This window comes from Xanthomonas cannabis pv. cannabis (assembly GCF_000802365.1).
Classification (GTDB): domain Bacteria; phylum Pseudomonadota; class Gammaproteobacteria; order Xanthomonadales; family Xanthomonadaceae; genus Xanthomonas; species Xanthomonas cannabis.
In genome coordinates this window covers 30,752-49,590 of sequence record NZ_JSZE01000049.1, presented here as the reverse complement: position 1 = coordinate 49,590, position 18,839 = coordinate 30,752, and the positions used below count along the sequence as shown (strand labels likewise).

At 66.7% G+C, this 18,839-nt stretch carries 16 protein-coding genes and 1 pseudogene; 14 read left to right on the top strand and 3 right to left on the bottom strand.

The window, feature by feature from the left end:
* Positions 1-307 precede the first annotated feature (307 nt).
* The 3 genes and pseudogenes from OZ10_RS10375 to OZ10_RS10365 all read right to left on the bottom strand — a co-directional run bounded on the left by OZ10_RS10375 (position 308) and on the right by OZ10_RS10365 (position 1,689).
* Positions 308-625, bottom strand: a complete 318-nt coding sequence (locus OZ10_RS10375) for a CcdB family protein (protein ID WP_039564750.1) — start codon at positions 623-625, stop codon at positions 308-310.
* Entirely contained in the window at positions 622-873 is a 252-nt protein-coding gene (locus OZ10_RS10370) for a type II toxin-antitoxin system CcdA family antitoxin (RefSeq protein ID WP_039404174.1), read from the bottom strand. Before OZ10_RS10370 ends, OZ10_RS10375 begins: the two co-directional genes overlap by 4 nt.
* Before the next feature lie 49 nt (positions 874-922).
* A pseudogene (locus OZ10_RS10365) lies at positions 923-1,689 on the bottom strand (NRDE family protein).
* 314 nt (positions 1,690-2,003) lie between these two features.
* On the opposite strand from OZ10_RS10365, the gene mraZ reads away from it, so the two are divergent.
* From mraZ to ftsZ, 14 genes are all read left to right on the top strand, one after another.
* On the top strand, positions 2,004-2,459 hold the full coding sequence (mraZ, locus tag OZ10_RS10360) for a division/cell wall cluster transcriptional repressor MraZ (protein WP_005910933.1): 456 nt from the start codon (positions 2,004-2,006) through the stop codon (positions 2,457-2,459).
* Between the two features lie 14 nt (positions 2,460-2,473).
* Positions 2,474-3,517, top strand: coding sequence for a 16S rRNA (cytosine(1402)-N(4))-methyltransferase RsmH (gene rsmH, locus OZ10_RS10355; protein WP_039564748.1), 1,044 nt, complete (start codon positions 2,474-2,476; stop codon positions 3,515-3,517).
* A complete protein-coding gene (gene ftsL, locus OZ10_RS10350) occupies positions 3,514-3,777 on the top strand; it encodes a cell division protein FtsL (RefSeq protein WP_005991913.1) in 264 nt (87 codons plus the stop codon). Before rsmH ends, ftsL begins: the two co-directional genes overlap by 4 nt.
* A gap of 55 nt (positions 3,778-3,832) precedes the next feature.
* Positions 3,833-5,704, top strand: a complete 1,872-nt coding sequence (locus tag OZ10_RS10345; protein ID WP_039404171.1) for a peptidoglycan D,D-transpeptidase FtsI family protein — start codon at positions 3,833-3,835, stop codon at positions 5,702-5,704.
* Positions 5,705-5,712: 8 nt separating this feature from the next.
* The gene (locus OZ10_RS10340; RefSeq protein WP_202902999.1) at positions 5,713-7,188 is read left to right on the top strand and encodes a UDP-N-acetylmuramoyl-L-alanyl-D-glutamate--2,6-diaminopimelate ligase; all 1,476 of its coding nucleotides are present in this window, start codon (positions 5,713-5,715) and stop codon (positions 7,186-7,188) included.
* On the top strand, positions 7,185-8,747 hold the full coding sequence (locus OZ10_RS10335) for a UDP-N-acetylmuramoyl-tripeptide--D-alanyl-D-alanine ligase (protein ID WP_039404169.1): 1,563 nt from the start codon (positions 7,185-7,187) through the stop codon (positions 8,745-8,747). The genes OZ10_RS10340 and OZ10_RS10335 overlap by 4 nt, the downstream gene beginning before the upstream one ends.
* Positions 8,737-9,822 carry a phospho-N-acetylmuramoyl-pentapeptide-transferase gene (gene mraY, locus OZ10_RS10330; RefSeq protein WP_010367638.1) on the top strand — a complete coding sequence of 362 codons (1,086 nt, stop codon included), beginning with the start codon at positions 8,737-8,739 and terminating at the stop codon, positions 9,820-9,822. The genes OZ10_RS10335 and mraY overlap by 11 nt, the downstream gene beginning before the upstream one ends.
* Complete coding sequence (gene ftsW, locus OZ10_RS10325; RefSeq protein ID WP_039404168.1) at positions 9,822-11,186, top strand: putative lipid II flippase FtsW; 1,365 nt, start codon at positions 9,822-9,824, stop codon at positions 11,184-11,186. Before mraY ends, ftsW begins: the two co-directional genes overlap by 1 nt.
* Positions 11,183-12,445: an undecaprenyldiphospho-muramoylpentapeptide beta-N-acetylglucosaminyltransferase gene (gene murG / locus OZ10_RS10320; RefSeq protein WP_039564745.1), complete on the top strand. Its 1,263-nt coding sequence runs from the start codon at positions 11,183-11,185 to the stop codon at positions 12,443-12,445. The genes ftsW and murG overlap by 4 nt, the downstream gene beginning before the upstream one ends.
* Positions 12,442-13,875, top strand: coding sequence for a UDP-N-acetylmuramate--L-alanine ligase (gene murC / locus OZ10_RS10315; RefSeq protein ID WP_039404166.1), 1,434 nt, complete (start codon positions 12,442-12,444; stop codon positions 13,873-13,875). Before murG ends, murC begins: the two co-directional genes overlap by 4 nt.
* A gap of 65 nt (positions 13,876-13,940) precedes the next feature.
* Positions 13,941-14,930, top strand: coding sequence for a D-alanine--D-alanine ligase (locus tag OZ10_RS10310; protein WP_039564744.1), 990 nt, complete (start codon positions 13,941-13,943; stop codon positions 14,928-14,930).
* Positions 14,931-15,054: 124 nt separating this feature from the next.
* The gene (locus tag OZ10_RS10305) at positions 15,055-15,882 is read left to right on the top strand and encodes a cell division protein FtsQ/DivIB (RefSeq protein ID WP_039564743.1); all 828 of its coding nucleotides are present in this window, start codon (positions 15,055-15,057) and stop codon (positions 15,880-15,882) included.
* Positions 15,879-17,114 carry a cell division protein FtsA gene (gene ftsA / locus OZ10_RS10300; RefSeq protein ID WP_003485272.1) on the top strand — a complete coding sequence of 412 codons (1,236 nt, stop codon included), beginning with the start codon at positions 15,879-15,881 and terminating at the stop codon, positions 17,112-17,114. The genes OZ10_RS10305 and ftsA overlap by 4 nt, the downstream gene beginning before the upstream one ends.
* Positions 17,115-17,403: 289 nt before the next feature.
* A complete protein-coding gene (gene ftsZ, locus OZ10_RS10295) occupies positions 17,404-18,639 on the top strand; it encodes a cell division protein FtsZ (RefSeq protein ID WP_039404161.1) in 1,236 nt (411 codons plus the stop codon).
* Positions 18,640-18,839 lie beyond the last annotated feature (200 nt).

The window sequence follows — 18,839 nt, the reverse complement described above, 5'->3', positions numbered from 1 at the left end:
GCGGCTGTCGCCGCGCCCCCTTGACTCAAGGGGGCTTGCAGATAGGTGGTTGGCTGGGGCGCTGCGCACTAAGTGATCAACTCCCTTCTACCGCTTGCAGCGGTAGGTGCTCGGCTCCCTTCCACCGCTTGCGGGGGAAGGTGCCCGAAGGGCGGATGGGGGCGAGCTTTTCGCTCTGGCGTCCTAGCGTCAAAAAAATCGGGCGTCACGCGCTGGGATGCTGGATCAGCCGATGCTTCAGCGTGCGCAACCTGCCGTGATCTGCGTCATGAGCGTCTCGCTCACGCTGCAGTTGCCAGCGTGCTACCTAACCGAACGAGCGGGTGAACAGCTCGTCCAGGGCGTCGACGATGCGTTGCCCTTCGTCCCTCAACGAGCCCGCCAGGTGGGTGAGTACCGAGAGCGGTACCGAGGTCATTTCCAGTGGTTGCAGCACGACGCGGTGGCCGGCGACGACGAATTCGGGGGTGAAGCGGGAGGGGGTCGGGGAGTGCGTGGAGGCGATGACCAACGGGACGACGACGCGGCGGGGGGAGGCGTCGAAGATTTTCGATTGGACGACCACAACATAAGGAATGTTCTTGTTGCGTCCGACGTTGGCGTACACATCGAACTGGTCGGTCACAGGGTGGAGAACTCGTCGGCGAAGGCGCCGTGCGCGTCGGTGAAGGCCTTCCATTCGCTTGCGGCGCGTTGCAACGCCATTGCCCGGGCGCTGTGGCTGTCGCGCTCCTTCGTCACGTACTCGGCCAGCAGTTCCTCCACCTTTGCCGACAGGTTGCCGGTCATGGCGCGGGCCTGGGCGGCCAGGTCGGCATTGATGGTCAGGTTGAGGGGCTTTTTTGGTGCGGAGCTATCGTAATAACGGCTCATGACGGGCCTCCTGCGGTCATGCGCACGCTATGCGCATGATTCCGGCTTGTCAATGCGTGCCAGAGATGTCCAGCCGTGTTTCGCCTTGGAAGATGCCGTTCGGGCCGAAGCGGCGTTCGTGGATGAGGCCGCGGCCTTGGTGGTCCACGGCAACGATCGTGCTGGCGCGGGTGCCGTAGGCGACGCCACTGATAAAGGCCGCCGAGAGCAGGCCTCGGTGGCCAGGTCCACGCCGGTGTGGGGAAGGGCGCGGTCGGGCGCAGTGTCCGGGTTGCCCAGGGCCGTCCACAGCGGCTGCAGATCGCCGCTGGCGTCGTCGCACCAAGCGCGCAAGGCATCGGTCAGGGCGTTGGTCTTGGGCCAGTGCGCGTCCAGCGGCCCGTTGGACATGCCGTGGATACCGGGTGCCAGGTGGCGCGCCAGCGGCGGATGGTTGCTGAGGTGCTCGCAGTGCTCGGCATCGCACAGCAGCAGGTTGAACGGTGGGAACTCGTGCGCCGCGGCGGCCAGGTCGCCCGCGTAGGCGCGGGCATCCAGGGTACCGCCCAGGTAGTCGGCAATCAGATGTCCGCGCGAGCGTCCCGAACTGCTGGCCAGCGGGTCGCGCACATTGGTCACCACCGCGACACGGCCGTCGCTGCCCAGCCCGACCCAGCTGCCGCCCGAGCGCAGATCGCGACCGGCCAGCACGCCGTCGGCCGGTGCGGCCCAGCGCGCCAGGGCCGCAGTGGGACGCTCATGGAATTCGTCGCGGTTGCCGGCCAGCAGCAGGCGCCAGCGCGGGTGGATTTTCCAGGCGAGAGCGACCAGGCACATGGCGCCAATTGTTCTCTGTTTGCGCAGTCGAGATATGCAGCTGGCGCGATGTGAAGTGAGACGAGGGTCGGGTTTACATGCCCTTCACGCCCCTGAATTTTTGTTCAATCTCAAAATCTGAGACGAAACAGCAACTTGTGGATAAGCTTTGAACAAGTCTCTAAAGAGTGCTGCAACTCATTGATGCGACTGGCGATTTGTGACCCGGAAAACTGTTGACAACCTTTGACGCGCTGCTAAGGTGGGCATCGGAGGGAAAACCAGGTGTTTTGTGGTTTTTCGTGGTTCAATGATCCCCCAGCGGGTATTCGAGGTTGCATTCGGTGTTTCAGGGCGAGACTGCCATCACGGTGGACGACAAGGGACGCATGGCGGTGCCAACCGCATATCGCGACTTGGTCGCGCGCGTGAGCGGCAACCGCCTGGTACTCACCTACAACCCGTTCGAAGCCGGTTGCCTGTGGCTGTACGCGGAGAAGGAGTGGGAGCGGGTGCGCGACGATGTGATGTCCAAGCCCAACACCCAGCGCGTGGTCCGCACGCTGCAGCAGAAACTGGTGGGTTCCTCGGCCGTGCTGGAGTTGGACGCCAATGGACGTCTGAGCATCCCGGCCAGCCACCGCAACGCGGTCGGCATCGAAAAAAAGGCCGTGCTGTTGGGCATGGGCGACAAGTTCGAACTCTGGAGCGAGCAGGCACATCGCGCACTGATCCAGCAGACATTGTCTGACGGGGATCTGGGCGATGAATTGCTCGATCTCAGGTTGTGAGCCGGGGTGCCCGGATGCGCGGTGAAGCGCAGCCCGGTCACCCGGTGTCGCAGCCGCCGGCGGCCCATGTGCCGGTGCTGTACACGCAGGTTCTGGATGGCCTGCAGGTGACCGAAGGCGGAACCTATCTCGATGGCACGTTCGGGCGTGGCGGACACGCACGCGGCGTGCTGGAACACCTTGGCCCGGGAGGTCGACTGCTGGTGATGGACAAGGACCCTGAAGCGATCGCAGTGGCCGAACAGGCGTTCGGTGGCGATGCGCGCGTGTCCATCCATCGCGGCAGCTTTGCCGGCCTCGGCCAGGTGGTTGCCGCAGCGACCGTCGACGGCATCCTGCTGGACCTGGGCGTGTCCTCGCCGCAGCTGGACGTGGCCGGGCGCGGTTTCAGTTTCGGCAAGGACGGCCCGCTGGATATGCGCATGGACCCGGACAGCGGCCAGAGCGCAGCCGAGTGGCTGGCCCACGCCAGCGACCGCGAGATCGCCGACGTGCTGTGGACCTATGGCGAAGAACGCCAGAGCCGCCGCATTGCGCGCGCTATCGTCGCGCGTCGTGCCGAACAGCCGCTACTGCGTACCGCGCAGCTGGCCGACCTGATCGCCTCGGTGATGCCGCGCGGCGACAGCAAGACCCACCCGGCCACACGCAGCTTCCAGGCGATCCGCATCCACATCAATCGTGAGCTGGCCGACCTGGAAGCCGGCCTGGACGCTGCGCTGGGCGCGCTCAAGCCGGGCGGCCGGCTGGCGGTGATCAGCTTCCATTCGCTGGAAGACCGCATCGTCAAGCAGTTCATGGCCCGCTACGCCAAGGCCCCACCAAGCAATCGCCGCCTGCCCGAAGCGCAACCCTTCGTACCGACGCTGCAACTGGTCAGCGGCGCGATCAAGGCCGACGATGCCGAACTGAGCATCAACCCGCGCGCGCGCAGCGCGGTGTTGCGGGTAGCCGAGAAGCTGGGAGTCGGGAGTCGTGATTCGGGATTGGAGGAGCGCTCTGCGCGAATCCCCAATCCCCAATCCCCAATCCCGGCGTCTCAAGGAGACGCCGCATGAGCCGCTTGCTGCTCATCGTGCTGCTGGCCTGCAGCATCGCCTCGGCGATCGGGGTGGTGTACATGCGCCACATGCATCGCAAGCTGTTCGTGCAGTTGTCCAAGCTCGAACACACGCGCGATGAATTGAACATCGAATTCGGCCGGCTGCAGCTGGAGCAGGCCACCTGGGCGGAAAGCAATCGTGTCGATCAGGTCGCGCGTGCGCGCATCGGGATGAAGTTCCCGGAGACCAACGACATCGTGGTGGTGCGCCCATGACGAATTCGCGCGACAGCCGTTTTGCACGGCCGAGCTGCCTGCGGGGAGGTGCGCGGTGAAGGCCGGTCGCAACCGCCCCCGCAGCAATTTCAACCTGCGCGGCCGCCTCACCTTGGTGGGCGTGGCGCTGGGGCTGTGCTCGGTCACCCTGATCGGCCGGGCAGCCTATGTGCAGCTGGTCAACCGCGATTTCTATCAGCGCCAGGGCGAAGCGCGTTACCTGCGCGAGCTGCCCATCGCCACTTCGCGCGGCATGATCACCGACCGCAACGGCGAGCCGCTGGCGGTGTCCACGCCGGTGGAATCGATCTGGGTCAATCCGCAGGAACTGCTGCGCAACCCGGACCGCATTCCCGAGCTGGCCAAGGCACTGGGCCAACCGCTCGATGAGCTGAACGCCAAGCTGGCCCAGAAGGCCGGCAAGGAGTTCATGTACCTGCAGCGCCGGATCAATCCGGACAAGGCGCATGCGATCGTCGATCTGAAGATCCCGGGCGTGTTTTCGCAGCGCGAGTTCCGTCGCTTCTATCCGCAAGGCGAAGCGATGGCCCACGTGCTGGGCTTCACCAACATCGACGACCGCGGCCAGGAAGGACTGGAGCTGGCGTTCGACGAATGGTTGCGCGGCAAGCCCGGCTCCAAGAAGGTGGTGCGCGATGCGCGCGGCGCCATCGTGGAGAGCGTGGATCTGGTGCGTCCGGCGCAGCCGGGCAAGGACCTGACCCTGAGCATCGACCGGCGCATCCAGTTCCTGGCCTACAAGGAACTGCGCAACGCGCTGGTCGAAAACAATGCGGCCGGCGGGTCGATGGTGGTGATGGACGTGGCCACCGGCGAAGTGCTGGCCATGGTCAACCTGCCGACCTACAACCCCAATTCGGTGACCGGGATCAACCCGTCGGCGCGGCGCAATCGCGCCGTCACCGACCTGGTGGAGCCGGGCTCGACGATGAAGCCGCTGACCGTGGCCACCGCACTGACCGCCGGCGTGGTGACCAAGGACACCGTCATCGACACCAACCCCGGCTTCATGTCGGTGGGGCGCTTCACCATCCGCGATGTGCCGCGCAACAACGGCGTGCTCAACGTCACCGGCGTGATCACCCGCAGCTCCAACATCGGTGCGGCCAAGATTGCCGCCAAGGTGCCGGACCAGACCTTCTACCAGTCGATCCGCAACTTCGGGTATGGCAGCGCACCGCACAGCGGGTTCCCCGGCGAATCGTCCGGTGTGGTGCTGCAGCCGGCACGCTGGAGCGGCCCGTCCAAGACCACGATGTCGTACGGCTACGGCCTGTCGGTGACGCCGCTGCAGATCGCGCAGGCCTACGCCACGCTGGGCAACGGCGGCAAGCTGACACCGCCGACCTTCGTGCGCGGCCAGCACAACGAAACCCGCCAGGTGGTGACGCCGGAAGTAGCGCGCCAGGTCATCGACATGATGGAAACCGTGGTCACCCAGGGCGGCGCCAAGGGCGCGGCGATCCTGGGCTACCACGTGGCCGGCAAGACCGGTACGGCACGCAAGAACGGCGCCAACGGCTACGAACGCGGGCATTACAACGCGCTGTTTGCCGGCCTGGTGCCGGCCACGCGCCCGCGCTTTGCCACGGTGATCGTGATCAACGATCCGCAGGGCAAGGTGTATTACGGCGGCCTGGTCTCCGCGCCGGTCTTCCATCGCGTGATGGAAGGTGCGCTGCGCCTGATGGACGTGCCGCCGGACGATATCCAGTCGTGGCTGGCCGCGCAGGCCGCCGGCAAGACCGGCCAGCCGATCGTCAAACCGCAGCCGGTCGATCTGGATCCGGCGCTGGTGCCTGATCCGGTGGATGAAGTCTCGGCCGGTATTCCGACCGCCGTCGCGCCGCCGCCGGCAGCGCCTGCATCCGCGCAACCCGCGCCGCTGCAGGAGAGCCGCCAGTGAGCCGCTCGCTGCCGCTGTCGCAGCTGTTGCCGGACCTGACGCTGGCGCACGACGTGCAGGTGTCGGGCCTGGTGATGGACAGCCGCGCGGTCCGTCCGGGCGATGCCTTCGTGGCCATCGCCGGTTTCGGCGCACACGGGTTGGGCTTTGTCGAACAGGCGCGTGCCAATGGCGCGGTGGCGGTGTTGTTCGAGCCGCCCGCACCGGCCGATCTGCCGGCGCCGGCCGATGCGATCGCCGTGCCGGGCCTGCGCGCGCGGCTGGGCCGCATGGCCGACCAGTTCCATGGCCATCCGTCGCGCGCGCTGCGCATGCTCGGCGTCACCGGCACCAACGGCAAGACCTCCACCGTGCAGCTGCTGGCGCAGGCGCTGACCCTGCTCGGCACACCCACAGGCACGCTCGGTACGCTGGGCGTCGGCCTGTACGGCGCTGCCGTGCCCACCGGCTTCACCACGCCGCTGGTGCTGTCCACGCATGCGCTGCTGGCGCAGCTGCGCGATGAGGGTGCGCAGGCGGTGGCCATGGAAGTCAGCTCGCACGCGCTCGACCAGGGCCGCGTGGATGCGGTGCATTTCGACGTGGCGGTGTTCACCAATCTCACCCGCGACCATCTCGATTACCACGGCGACATGGCGCAGTACGGCGCCGCCAAGGCCAGGCTGTTCACCCGTGCCGGGCTGAAGGCGGCGGTGGTGAATCTGGACGATGGCTTCGGCCGCACGCTGTTTGCCTCGCTCGATCCTGCGCTGCGCGCGATCGGTGTGAGTTCACGCGGGCAGGCCGATGCCGGCGTAAGCGCCAGCGATCTGCAGCTGGACCACACCGGCATCAATTTCGCGCTGCACATCGCCGGTGGGGCGCATGCGGTGCGCTCACCGTTGCTGGGGCGCTTCAATGTGGACAACCTGCTGGCAGTGGCTGGCGCGTTGTCTGCGCTGGACCATGCGCCAGCGCGGATCGCCGATGTGCTTGGGCAGCTGCAGCCGATCCACGGCCGCATGAACCGGCTCGGCGGCGCCCACGGCGCGCCGCTGGTGGTGGTGGATTACGCGCACACCCCCGATGCGCTGGAACAGGCCTTGGCCAGCCTGCGTTCGCATGCGCAGGACCGGTTGATCTGCGTCCTTGGTTGCGGTGGCGAACGCGACACCGGCAAGCGCCCGCAGATGGCGGCGATTGCCGAGCTCAATGCCGATGTGGCGATCGTCACCGACGACAACCCGCGCGGCGAAGACGGCGATGCGATCGTGGCCGACATCCTGCGCGGCTTTGCGCACCCGGACGCGGTCATCGTGCAGCGCGATCGCGCCGCCGCGATCCATCAGGCCATCGGCATGGCCAGCGCCGCCGACATCGTCTTGATCGCCGGCAAGGGCCACGAGCCTTACCAGGAAGTCTCTGGCGTGCGGCATGCGTTCGACGATGCCGCCGTGGCCGCGCAGGCCTTGCTGCCGCGCACCACGCTGGGAGTGCGCGCATGAAGCTCACCCCGTTGTCGTTGATTGCGCACTGGGCGGGCGGCGAGCTGCAGGGCGACGACGCCATGATCGATGCGGTGAGCAACGACACGCGCACGCTGTCCAACGGCAGCCTGTACGTGGCGCTGCGTGGCGAGCGTTTCGATGGGCACGACTTTGCCGCAGAGGCAGTGGCGCACGGCGCCAGCGGGTTGCTGGTGGAGCGCCTGTTGCCGGCGCTGCGCGTGCCGCAGGTGGTGGTGGAAAATGCCGAGCTGGCGTTGGCGCGGATCGCCGCCGGGATGCAGCGCGACCGCGCCACCCGCGTGGTCGCGCTGACCGGTTCCAACGGCAAGACCAGCGTCAAGGCCTTGCTGCTGTCGATCCTGACCGAAGCCGGGCGCGTGGACGGCACCACCGTCTATGCCACGCCGGGCAACCGCAACAACGAAATCGGCCTGCCGCTGGCGGTGATCGCCGCGCCGGACGATGCCGACGTGGCGATCTACGAAATGGGTGCCGGCAAGCCGGGCGATATCGCCTATCTCACCGACATCGCGCGGCCGCAGGTCGCCCTGGTCAACAATATCGCGCCAGCGCATCTGGAGCGCCTGGGCAGCCTGCTCGGCGTGGCGCAGACCAAGGGCGCCATCTACGCCGCGCTGCCGGCCGATGGCGTGGCGGTCATCAACGCCGACGACGCCTTCGGCGCCTGGTTCGAGCAGCAACTGCTGGCGCAGCCGCTGCAGGGCCGTCGCGTGTTGCGCTATGGCCTGCAGGCCAGCGCCGACATCAGTGCACGCCAGCTGCGGCTGCAGGCCGACGGTGCACACTTCACGCTGGTGACGCCGCAGGGCGAGGCGCAGATTGCGCTGCCGCTGCCCGGTCGCCACAACGTACTCAACGCCCTGGCGGCGACCGGCCTGGCGCTCGGCGCCGGCATCGCGTTGCCGGTCATTGCCGCCGGCCTGGCGCAGGCGCGCCCGGTGGCCGGCCGGCAGATCACGCATCGGCTGCCCGGCGGCGCGTTGTTGATCGACGACAGTTACAACGCCAACCCCGGCTCGCTGGACGCGGCCATCGATGCACTGGCTGCCGCGCCGGGCGATGGCTGGCTGGTGCTGGGCGACATGCGCGAACTCGGCCCGGAAGGCGCCGCGCTGCATGCCGCTGCCGGCCGGCGCGCACGCGCGGCCAAGTTGCAGCGTCTGTATGCATTGGGCGAACTCAGTGCAGCCGCCGCGCAGGCGTTCGGTGAAGGTGGCCGGGTGTTTGCCACGCATGCGGAACTGATCGAGGCGTTGCGGGCGGATCTTGCCGAAGCCGGGACCGGGGACCCGGGACCGGGGACCCAGGAACAGCAACAGCAACAGCAACAGCACGACGCATCAGAAAATGCGCAGGAACACGCTTTGATAGAACAACAACAGTCGCAGCCCGCGCCCGCTTCTACGGGTCCCGGGTCCCGGGTCCCGGGTCCCCGCGCCATCACGCTGCTGGTAAAGGGGTCGCGCGGCAGCGCCATGGACCGCATCGTCACCGCGTTGCTCGCACCGGCGGAGGATGCCTCCCATGCTGCTTGAGTTGGCGCGCTGGCTGCAGCAACTGGAGAGCCTGTTCGGGCTGTTCAACTATCTGACCTTCCGCGGCATCCTGGCTGCGCTGACCGCGCTGTTCCTGTCGTTGTGGATGGGCCCTGCGGTGATCCGCAAGCTGGCCCAGTTCAAGGGTGGCCAGCCGATCCGCCAGGACGGCCCGCAGACGCATTTCTCCAAGGCCGGCACGCCGACCATGGGCGGCTCGCTGATCCTGCTCACCGTCACCTTGTCGGTGCTGCTGTGGGGCGACCTGCGCAACCGTTATGTGTGGCTGGTGCTGGCGGTGATGATCTGCTTCGGCGCGATCGGCTGGTACGACGACTGGATCAAGATCGTCCGCCGCGACCCCAATGGTCTGAAATCGCGCTGGAAATACCTGCTGCAGTCGATCTTCGGCCTGGCGGCCGGCCTGTTCCTGTACTACACCGCCGACGTGCCGGCGGCGATCACCTTCTACATTCCGATGTTCAAGTCGATTGCGTTGCCGCTGGCCGGCGTGAGCTTCGTGGTGATCGCCTATTTCTGGATCGTGGGCTTCTCCAACGCGGTGAACCTCACCGACGGCCTGGACGGCCTGGCGATCATGCCGACCGTGCTGGTGGCCTGCGCGCTGGGCGTGTTCGCCTATGCCTCGGGCAACGTGGTGTTTGCCGAATACCTGAAGATCCCCCTGATTCCCGGTGCCGGCGAGCTGATCATCATCTGCTCGGCGATCGCCGGGGCAGGGCTGGGCTTTCTGTGGTTCAACACCTATCCGGCCATGGTGTTCATGGGTGATATCGGCGCGCTGTCGCTGGGCGCGGTGCTCGGCACCATCGCGGTGATCGTGCGCCAGGAAATGGTGCTGGTGATCATGGGCGGCGTGTTCGTGATCGAAACCCTGTCGGTGATGATCCAGGTGGCCAGCTTCAAGCTGACCGGCAAGCGCGTGTTCCGCATGGCGCCGATCCATCACCACTTCGAACTCAAGGGTTGGCCGGAGCCGCGGGTGATCGTGCGCTTCTGGATCATTTCGGTGGTGCTGGTGCTGATCGGCCTTGCCACGTTGAAGGTGCGCTGATGAACGACATGTCCCGCCAGGCCACGCGACTGGACGCCATCGGCGGTCGTTACGACCCGTGGTTGCTCGGCGCGGCCGCCACGCTCGCCTCGCTGGGCGTGGTGATGGTGGCCTCCAGCTCGATCGAGTTGTCGGATAACCCGTTCTATTACCTGACCCGTCACCTGCTGTTCCTGGGCATCGGCATCGGGCTGGCGTTCTGGGCGATGCGCACCGAGCTCAAGACCATCGAGCAATACAACCAGGTGTTGCTGCTGGCCTGCTTCGGCCTGCTGATGGTGGTGTTCGTACCGGGGTTGGGCAGCAGCGTCAACGGCGCCAAGCGCTGGATCAACCTGGGCGTGTCCAAGTTCCAGACCGTCGAGGCGGTCAAGGTGCTCTACATCGTGTGGCTGTCCAGCTACCTGGTGCGCTTCCGCGATGAAGTCAACGCCACCTGGCCGGCCATGCTCAAGCCGCTGGGCGTGGCCATCGCGCTGGTTGGCCTGCTGCTGATGCAGCCGGACTTCGGCTCGTCCACGCTGCTGCTGGCGATCACCGCCGGCATGCTGGTGCTGGGCGGGGTGAACCTGCCGCGCATGTCGATGCCGATCGTGTTCGGCCTGCCGGTGTTCGCCTTCATCGCGATCCTGGAGCCGTACCGCCTGCGTCGCATCACCTCGTTCCTGGACCCGTGGGCCGACCAGCTTGGCTCCGGCTATCAGCTGTCCAACGCCTTGATGGCAGTCGGCCGTGGCCAGTGGACCGGCGCGGGCCTGGGCGCCTCGGTGCAGAAGCTCAACTATCTGCCCGAGGCGCATACCGACTTCATCTTCTCGGTGATCGCCGAAGAGCTGGGTTTCGTCGGCGTCTGCGGTGTCATTGCGCTGTACGCGCTGCTGGTCGGCCGCGCGTTCTGGCTGGGCATGCGCTGCGTGGAAATGAAGCGCCACTTCTCCGGCTATATCGCGTTCGGCATCGGCCTGTGGATCAGCCTGCAGAGTTTTGTGTCGGTGGGCGTCAACCTGGGCATCCTGCCGACCAAGGGCCTGACCCTGCCGCTGATTTCCTCCGGCGGTTCGTCGGTGCTGATGACCTGCGTGGCGATGGGCCTGTTGCTGCGCGTGTCCTATGAAATGGATCGCGCCGAGCGCCTGCGCAGCAAGTTGTCGCCGCAGGGTGCGGGCACTGCGGCTGCCGAGCCGGCCGAACCTATCGCCGACGCGGCGGCGCCGACGTATTCGCCAGCGCGCAAGCCGCAGCGCGAGACCGCTGCGGCCGCCGCACCGGTCGCTGCCGCCTCGGTGGCACCGGCATCGGCGATCTTGCGCGGCACCAGCCGTATGCAGCCGCGTGTGGAACCGACGTTCGGGAGGATCGCATGAGTGTTGATGCGACTGCCTCGCAAGCATCCGCAGCGTCTGCCGGAGCTCGGCCTGTGATGATTCTGGCTGGCGGCACCGGCGGGCATATCTTCCCGGGGTTGGCCGTGGCCAAGGTATTGCGCGCGCGCGGCGTGCGGGTGACCTGGCTGGGCGCCGATGGCGCAATGGAAACCCGTCTGGTGCCGCAGCACGACATCCAGATCGACACCCTGGCCATCAGCGGCCTGCGTGGCAAGGGCGTGGTGAAGTTGCTGGGTGCACCGGTGCGGGTGATGCGCGCGGTGCGCGCCGCCGGCTTCGTGCTGCGCAAGCGCCAGCCGCGTGCGGTGATCAGCTTTGGCGGCTTTGCGGCCGGCCCGGGCGGCCTGGCCGCGCGCCTGCTCGGCACGCCGCTGCTGGTGCACGAACAGAACCGCGCGCCCGGCATGACCAACAAGGTGCTGTCGCGTTTTGCGCGCCGCGTGCTGACCGGTTTCCCGGGCAGCTTCGCCGGCGAGGAAGCGGTCGGCAACCCGGTGCGTGCCGACATTGCCGCACTGCCTGCGCCGGCTGCACGTCTGGTGGGTCGCGATGGCCCGGTGCGCCTGCTGGTGCTTGGCGGCAGCCAGGGCGCACGGGCATTGAATCAGGCCGTACCGGCCGCGCTGGCTACACTCGGTCACCCGGATGTCGAGGTGCGCCATCAGTGCGGCGAAAAGCTGCGCGCCGAAGCCGAAGCGTCGTACGCACAGGCAGGGGTCAACGCCAGTGTCGAACCCTTCATCGCCGACATGGCGGCTGCTTATGCCTGGGCCGATCTGGTCGTGTGCCGTGCCGGTGCATCCACGTTGGCCGAACTGTGCGCCGCCGGCATCGGCAGCGTGCTGGTGCCATTCGCCGCAGCGGTGGACGACCATCAAACCCGCAATGCCGAATACCTGGTCAGCGCCGATGCCGCCGTGCTGCTCAAGCAGGACGACAGCCTCGCGGTGCGTCTGCAACAGCTCCTGCAGACCTTGCTCAACGACCCGGCCCGTCGCCTGTCGATGGCGCAAGCCGCCCGCACCCTGGCCAAGCCGGACGCCGCCGAGCGGATCGCCGACATCATTCTCCAGGAGGCCGGGAGTGGGGATTCGGGATTGGGGATTCGTAAAGAGCAACAGCACAAGCAGGACAGCATGCAGAAATCCGTTAATGGCGACCGCTCCGCGCAGTTGATCGCCACCAATCCCGAATCCCCAATCCCCAATCCCGGCACCTCCGCAGGAGGTGCCCTGTGATCCGCCGTCTGCAGGACAGTGGCGACCTGGTGCGCGCATTTCCGCGCGTGCATTTCGTCGGCATCGGCGGCACCGGCATGAGCGGTATTGCCGAGGTCATGCTGACGCTGGGTTACGAAGTCTCCGGTTCGGATAACTCCGATAACGCGGCGACGCGGCGGCTGGCCAAGCTGGGTGCGCGCGTGATGCGCGGCCACTCCGCCGCCAACGTGCTCGGCACCGATTGCGTGGTGGTGTCCAGCGCCATCCGCGAAGACAACCCCGAGCTGATGGAAGCGCGCAGCCAGCGCATTCCGATCATGCCGCGCGCAGCGATGCTGGCCGAGCTGATGCGCTTCCGCCGCGGTATCGCCGTGGCCGGCACGCATGGCAAGACCACCACCACCAGCCTGGCGGCAGCCGTGCTGAGCGAAGGTGGCCTGGACCCGACCTTCGTCATCGGCGGGCAGCTGCTGGCCGCCGGAGCCAACGCAAAGCTCGGTGGCGGCCAGTGGCTGGTGGCCGAAGCCGACGAGAGCGATGGCAGCTTCCTGCGCCTGAATCCGTTGATGGCGGTGATCACCAACATCGATTCGGATCACCTGGAAAACTACGGCAACGACTTCGCCCGCGTGCAGGCCGCATTCGCCGAATTCCTGCAGCGCCTGCCGTTCTATGGCCTGGCGCTGTTGTGCATCGACGACCCGGAAGTGGCTGCACTGGCCGGCAAGACGCCGCGCCACGTGATGAGCTACGGCATGAGCGAAAGCGCCGATGTGCGCGCCGAGGACGTGGTGCAGGACGGCCCGCGCATGCGCTTTACGCTGCGTCTGCCCGAAGGCACCACCACGCCGGTCACCCTGGCGCTGCCGGGCCGTCACAACGTGCTCAACGCCCTGGCCGCCGCCGCAATCGGTTGGCAGCTGGGCGTGGAGCCGCAGACCATTGCGCGCGCGCTGGAAAACTTCGCCGGCATCGGCCGTCGTTTCAACGATCTGGGCGAAGTCACCACCAGCACCGGCGCACGTGTGCGCGTGGTCGACGATTACGGCCATCACCCGCGCGAACTGGAAGCGGTGTTTGCGGCAGCGCGTGGCGGCTGGCCGGACAAGCGTCTGGTCGTGGCCTTCCAGCCGCACCGCTACAGCCGCACCCGTGACCAGTTCGACGCCTTCGCCGCAGTGCTCAGCACGGTCGATGCACTGGTGTTGAGCGAGGTCTACCCGGCCGGCGAAGCGCCGATCCCCGGCGCCGATTCGCGTGCACTGGCACGCGCCATCCGTGCGCGCGGCCGCAGCGAGCCGGTGGTCGTGGGCCAGATTTCCGGCCTGGCCGAAGTGTTGCCCGACGTGCTGCAGGACGGCGACCTGCTGTTGATGATGGGTGCCGGCGATATCGGCTATGTGGCCCAGCACATCATCAACAACGGGTTTGTCGGGGGTGCGGCGTGAGCATGTCTTCTATCGGGACCCGGGACCCGGGACCCGGGACCGGGGAACAGCAGGGCAATCAGCGCATGCATGCCGCTGTAACGGGTCCCGAGTCCCGGGTCCCGGGTCCCGGCCTTCACAAACGCTCCAGCGACCCGGCCGCATTCGGCCGCGTTGCGGTGCTGCTCGGCGGCACCTCGTCCGAGCGTGAAGTCTCGTTGAACTCCGGCAGCAATGTGCTGGAAGCGCTGCGCGCACGCGGTGTGGATGCACAGCCGGTCGATGGCATTCCGGCGTTGGCCAAGGCATTGGTCGCACAGCAGTTCGATCGCGTCTTCAACGTGCTGCACGGCCATAACGGCGGTGGCGAAGACGGCATCGTGCAGGGCCTGATGGAAGCGTTCGGCGTGCCGTACACCGGCTCGGATGTGCTCGGCTCGGCGCTGAGCATGGACAAGATCCGCACCAAGCAGGTGTGGCTGTCGCTGGGCCTGAGCACGCCGCGCTACGCGCGTCTGGCCGCCGGCGCCAGCGCCGACGACATCCATGCCGCGGCCCGGCAGATCGGCTTGCCGGTCATCGTCAAGCCGGCCAACGAAGGCTCCAGCGTCGGCGTCAGCCGCGTGTTCGACCAGGCGCAACTCGAAGAGGCGGTGACCCTGGCTGCCCGCTACGACGGTGCGCTGTTGATGGAGCAATTGATCGAAGGCGATGAACTGACCGTTGCCGTGCTCGGCGATACCGCGTTGCCGTCGATCCGCATCGTGCCCAAGGGCCAGTGGTACGACTACAACGCCAAATACCTGGCCGACGATACGCAATACCTGTGCCCGGGTCTGGAGGGCGAAGCCGAAGTGCAGATCCGCCAGCTCGCCCTGGACGCCTTCCGCGCTGCCGGCTGCCGCGGCTGGGGCCGCGTGGACGTGATGCGCGATGGCAGCAGCGGCCAGCTCTATCTGCTTGAGGTCAACACCGCCCCGGGCATGACCAGCCACTCGCTGGTGCCCAAGGCCGCCCACCAGCTCGGCATCGACTTCGAAGAACTGGTCTGGCGCGTGCTGGAGCAGACGCTATGACGCAGGGATTGGGGATTCGGCATTCGGGATTGGTGAACGGCGGCGCCATGCGCGTTGTTGCTGTCGCCGTTGCCATGACGAATCCCCAATCCCCAATGCCGAATCCCGTGTGCGGAGCACACCCATGAACGCCACCCTGCGCATCCTGGCGTGGTTGCTCGCAGTGGCGCTGGTCGCCTTGCCGGTGGTGGCCGTGCTCAATGGCTGGGTCGGCGCCGAGCGCTGGCCGCTGGCGCGATTGCGGGTGTCGGGCGATTTCAAGCGGGTGCCGGCCGAGCAGTTGCGTGCGGTGGTCCTGCCATATGCGCGCGCGGGCTTTTTCGCGGTGAAGTTGCAGAGTGCGCAAGACGCCATCGCGCGCTTGCCGTGGGTGGAAAGTGCGCAGGTGCGCAAGCGTTGGCCGGACGTGCTGGAAGTGCATGTGACCGAGCACAAGCCGTTCGCGCGCTGGGGCACCGACCGCATGTTGTCCGAGCAGGGCCGCTTGTTCCGCACCCCGCCGCTGTTGAAGGATTTCAAGTTGCCGCAACTCGGTGGCCCGGACAGCAAGACCCAGGACGTGGTGGCGCTCTACAACGAGTCGCGCGCGTTGTTCGCACCGACCGGGCTGGATGTGGAGCGTCTTGAAATGGATGCGCGCGGCAGCTGGTCGCTGGGCTTGAGCAACGGCGTGCAGATCGTGATCGGCCGCGACGATGCCCGTGCCCGCCTGCAACGCTTCGCGCGCGTGCTGCCGCAGCTGGCCGACCCGCAGCGCCCGATCGCTCGCGCCGACCTGCGCTACACCAATGGCTTCACGGTCGAAAGGCAGGGATTAGAGAGTGGGGATTCGGGATTGGAAAAAGCGCAGCCCCGGCATCGCGCAACACCTTCCGTACCTCCCGTCGCCCTGGCATTTCCGCGTTTCCCCAATCCCGTATCCCGAATCCCGAATCCCGGCTTTAAGACATGAACCGCAAAGGCGACAAATCCCTCATCGTTGGACTGGACATCGGCACCTCCAAGGTCGTTGCGCTGGTCGGCGAGTATTCGCCCGGCAATCCGATCGAAGTGATCGGCATCGGTTCGCATGAATCGCGCGGTCTCAAGCGCGGCGTGGTGGTGGATATCGAATCCACCGTGCAGTCGATCCAGCGTGCGGTGGAAGAAGCCGAGCTGATGGCCGGCTGTGAAATCCGCTCGGTGTATGCCTCGATCTCCGGCAACCACGTGCAGTGCAAGAACTCGCCCGGCATCGTGCCGATCCGCGATGGCGAAGTGACCTGGAGCGATCTGGAACGCGTGCTCGATGCGGCCAAGGCCGTGGCCATTCCGGCCGATCAGCGCATCCTGCATGCGATTCCACGCGAGTACGTGCTGGACGATTCGCAGGAAGGCATCCGCAACCCGGTCGGCATGACCGGCGTGCGCCTGGAGGTGCACGCGCACCTGGTGGTGTGCGCGCAGTCGGCCGCGGCCAACATCACCAAGTGCGTGCAGAAGTGCGGCCTGCAGGTGGACGATCTGGTGCTGTCGTCGTTGGCCTCCTCGGTGGCCGTGCTGACCGCCGACGAGCGCGAGCTGGGCGTGGTGCTGGTGGACATCGGCGCCGGCACCACCGATCTGGCGGTGTACGTGCAAGGCGCGATCTGCCACACCGCCTCGCTGCCGATCGCCGGCGACCACGTCACCAACGACATCGCGCACATGCTGCGCACGCCCACACCGGAAGCCGAACAGATCAAGGTGCGCTATGCCTGCGCTCTGGCGCAGCTGGCCACCGCCGAAGAAAGCATCCAGGTGCCGTCGGTGGGCGACCGCCCGCCGCGCCGCATGCCACGGCATGCGCTGGCGCAGGCGGTGCAAGGCCGGTACGAAGAAATCTTCGAGATGGTGCAGGCCGAACTGCGCCGTTCGGGTTTTGAAGAAATGGTGCGCGCCGGCATGGTGCTCACCGGCGGCGCCTCGAAGATGGAAGGCGTGGTCGAGCTGGCCGAAGAAATGCTGCAGATGCCGGTGCGTGTGGGCATTCCGCAGCACGTCACCGGCCTGGGCGAAGTCGTCGGCAACCCGGTGCACGCTTCCGGCGTGGGCCTGCTGCTGATGGGCAGCCAGATCGAACATCCGCGCCGTCCGTCGATCCCGACCGGGCGCGCGGGCAGCTTGTTCAAGAAATTGAAGAACTGGTATCGCGGCGAATTTTGAGGGCCGGGATTCGGGATTTGAGATTCGGGATTGGAAAGAGCGAAAGAAAAGCAGGGCGGCGGCGAAGATAAGTAGAGAGCGGCGAGCAGGTAGGCGGTAAACTTTTTTGCAGGCATTGCGTCGAGGAGCAGGTGTGGTGAGTCGTTGAGCGCATAGCGCATCGATGACCGCGCAACCGAGGCCCGACTTTCAAACAACAACACTCGCCGTGATGCGGAGTGGGCAGGGACCAACGCTGTTGCGAATCCCCGATCCCCACCCCCCAATTCCGGCTCAAGAGGACACTGACATGGCACATTTCGAACTGATTGAAAAAATGGCTCCCAACGCGGTCATCAAGGTCGTTGGCGTCGGCGGCGGTGGCGGCAATGCCGTCGCGCACATGGTCAACACCAATGTCGATGGCGTGGAATTCATCACCGCCAACACCGACTCGCAGGCGATCAAGAACTGCGGGGCCAAGTTGCAGCTGCAGCTCGGCACCAACGTCACCAAGGGCCTGGGTGCGGGCGCCAATCCGGAGGTCGGCCGTCAGGCCGCGCTGGAAGACCGCGAGCGCATCATGGACGCGCTGCAGGGTGCGGACATGGTCTTCATCACCGCCGGCATGGGCGGCGGTACCGGCACCGGTGCGGCACCGGTCGTCGCACAGCTGGCCAAGGAAATGGGCATCCTGACCGTGGCCGTGGTCACCAAGCCGTTCCCGTTCGAAGGCCGTCGCCGCATGCAGGTTGCGCTGAAGGGCATCGAAGAGTTGAGCCAGCATTGCGATTCGCTGATCACCATCCCCAATGAAAAGCTGATCACCGTGCTGGGCCGCAACGCCACCATGATCCAGGCGTTCCGTGCCGCCAACGACGTGCTGCAGGGTGCCGTGCAGGGCATCGCCGACCTGATCGTGCGTCCGGGCCTGATCAACGTCGACTTCGCCGACGTGCGCACCGTGATGTCGGAAATGGGTCTGGCCATGATGGGCACCGGCTCGGCACGTGGCGATGACCGCGCGCAGGCCGCCGCCGAAGCCGCCATCCAGAACCCGCTGCTGGACGATGTGAACCTGGCCGGTGCCAACGGCATCCTGGTGAACATCACCGCCGGCCCGGATTTCACCATGTCCGAGTTCGACGAGATCGGCCGCACCATCGAAGCGTTCGCTTCCGAAGATGCGACCGTGGTCGTGGGCACCGTGCTCGACCCGGACATGCAGGACGAAGTGCGCGTGACCGTGGTCGCCACCGGCCTGAACCGTGCGGTTGCCCGTCAGACCCAGCGTCCGGACCAGCGCGCCCCGATCAAGCTGGTGCGCAACGCCACCACCGGCCAGCCGGAGTTCGGCGACTTCGACGCCTCCAGCGGCGATGCGGTGTCCAAGGCCGTCGGCGGCAGCATGGGTCTGGGCCTGCGTCGTCCGAGCAGCGATTCGGTCGGCAGCAGCCACAGCACCGGCAATTCCGCACCGCCGGCCGCAGACCTGCCCAACGATTACCTGGACATTCCGGCGTTCCTGCGCCGCCAGGCCGACTGAGGGGCGCCGGCGGCGCCGCCACGGCGGCGTCGCCCGTCCCACCCGGGGGTTGCCTCGGGGCTGTAATGCCATGTCCTTTCTGCCGGATCGGTGACGGTCCGGCAGCTTTTGCACTGGCGTGACCGCAGGATTACAGCGCCCGTCACGCGCAACTTGTTAAAATTCGGATAACCTCACCGGATTAGACAGCCGGTTCAGCG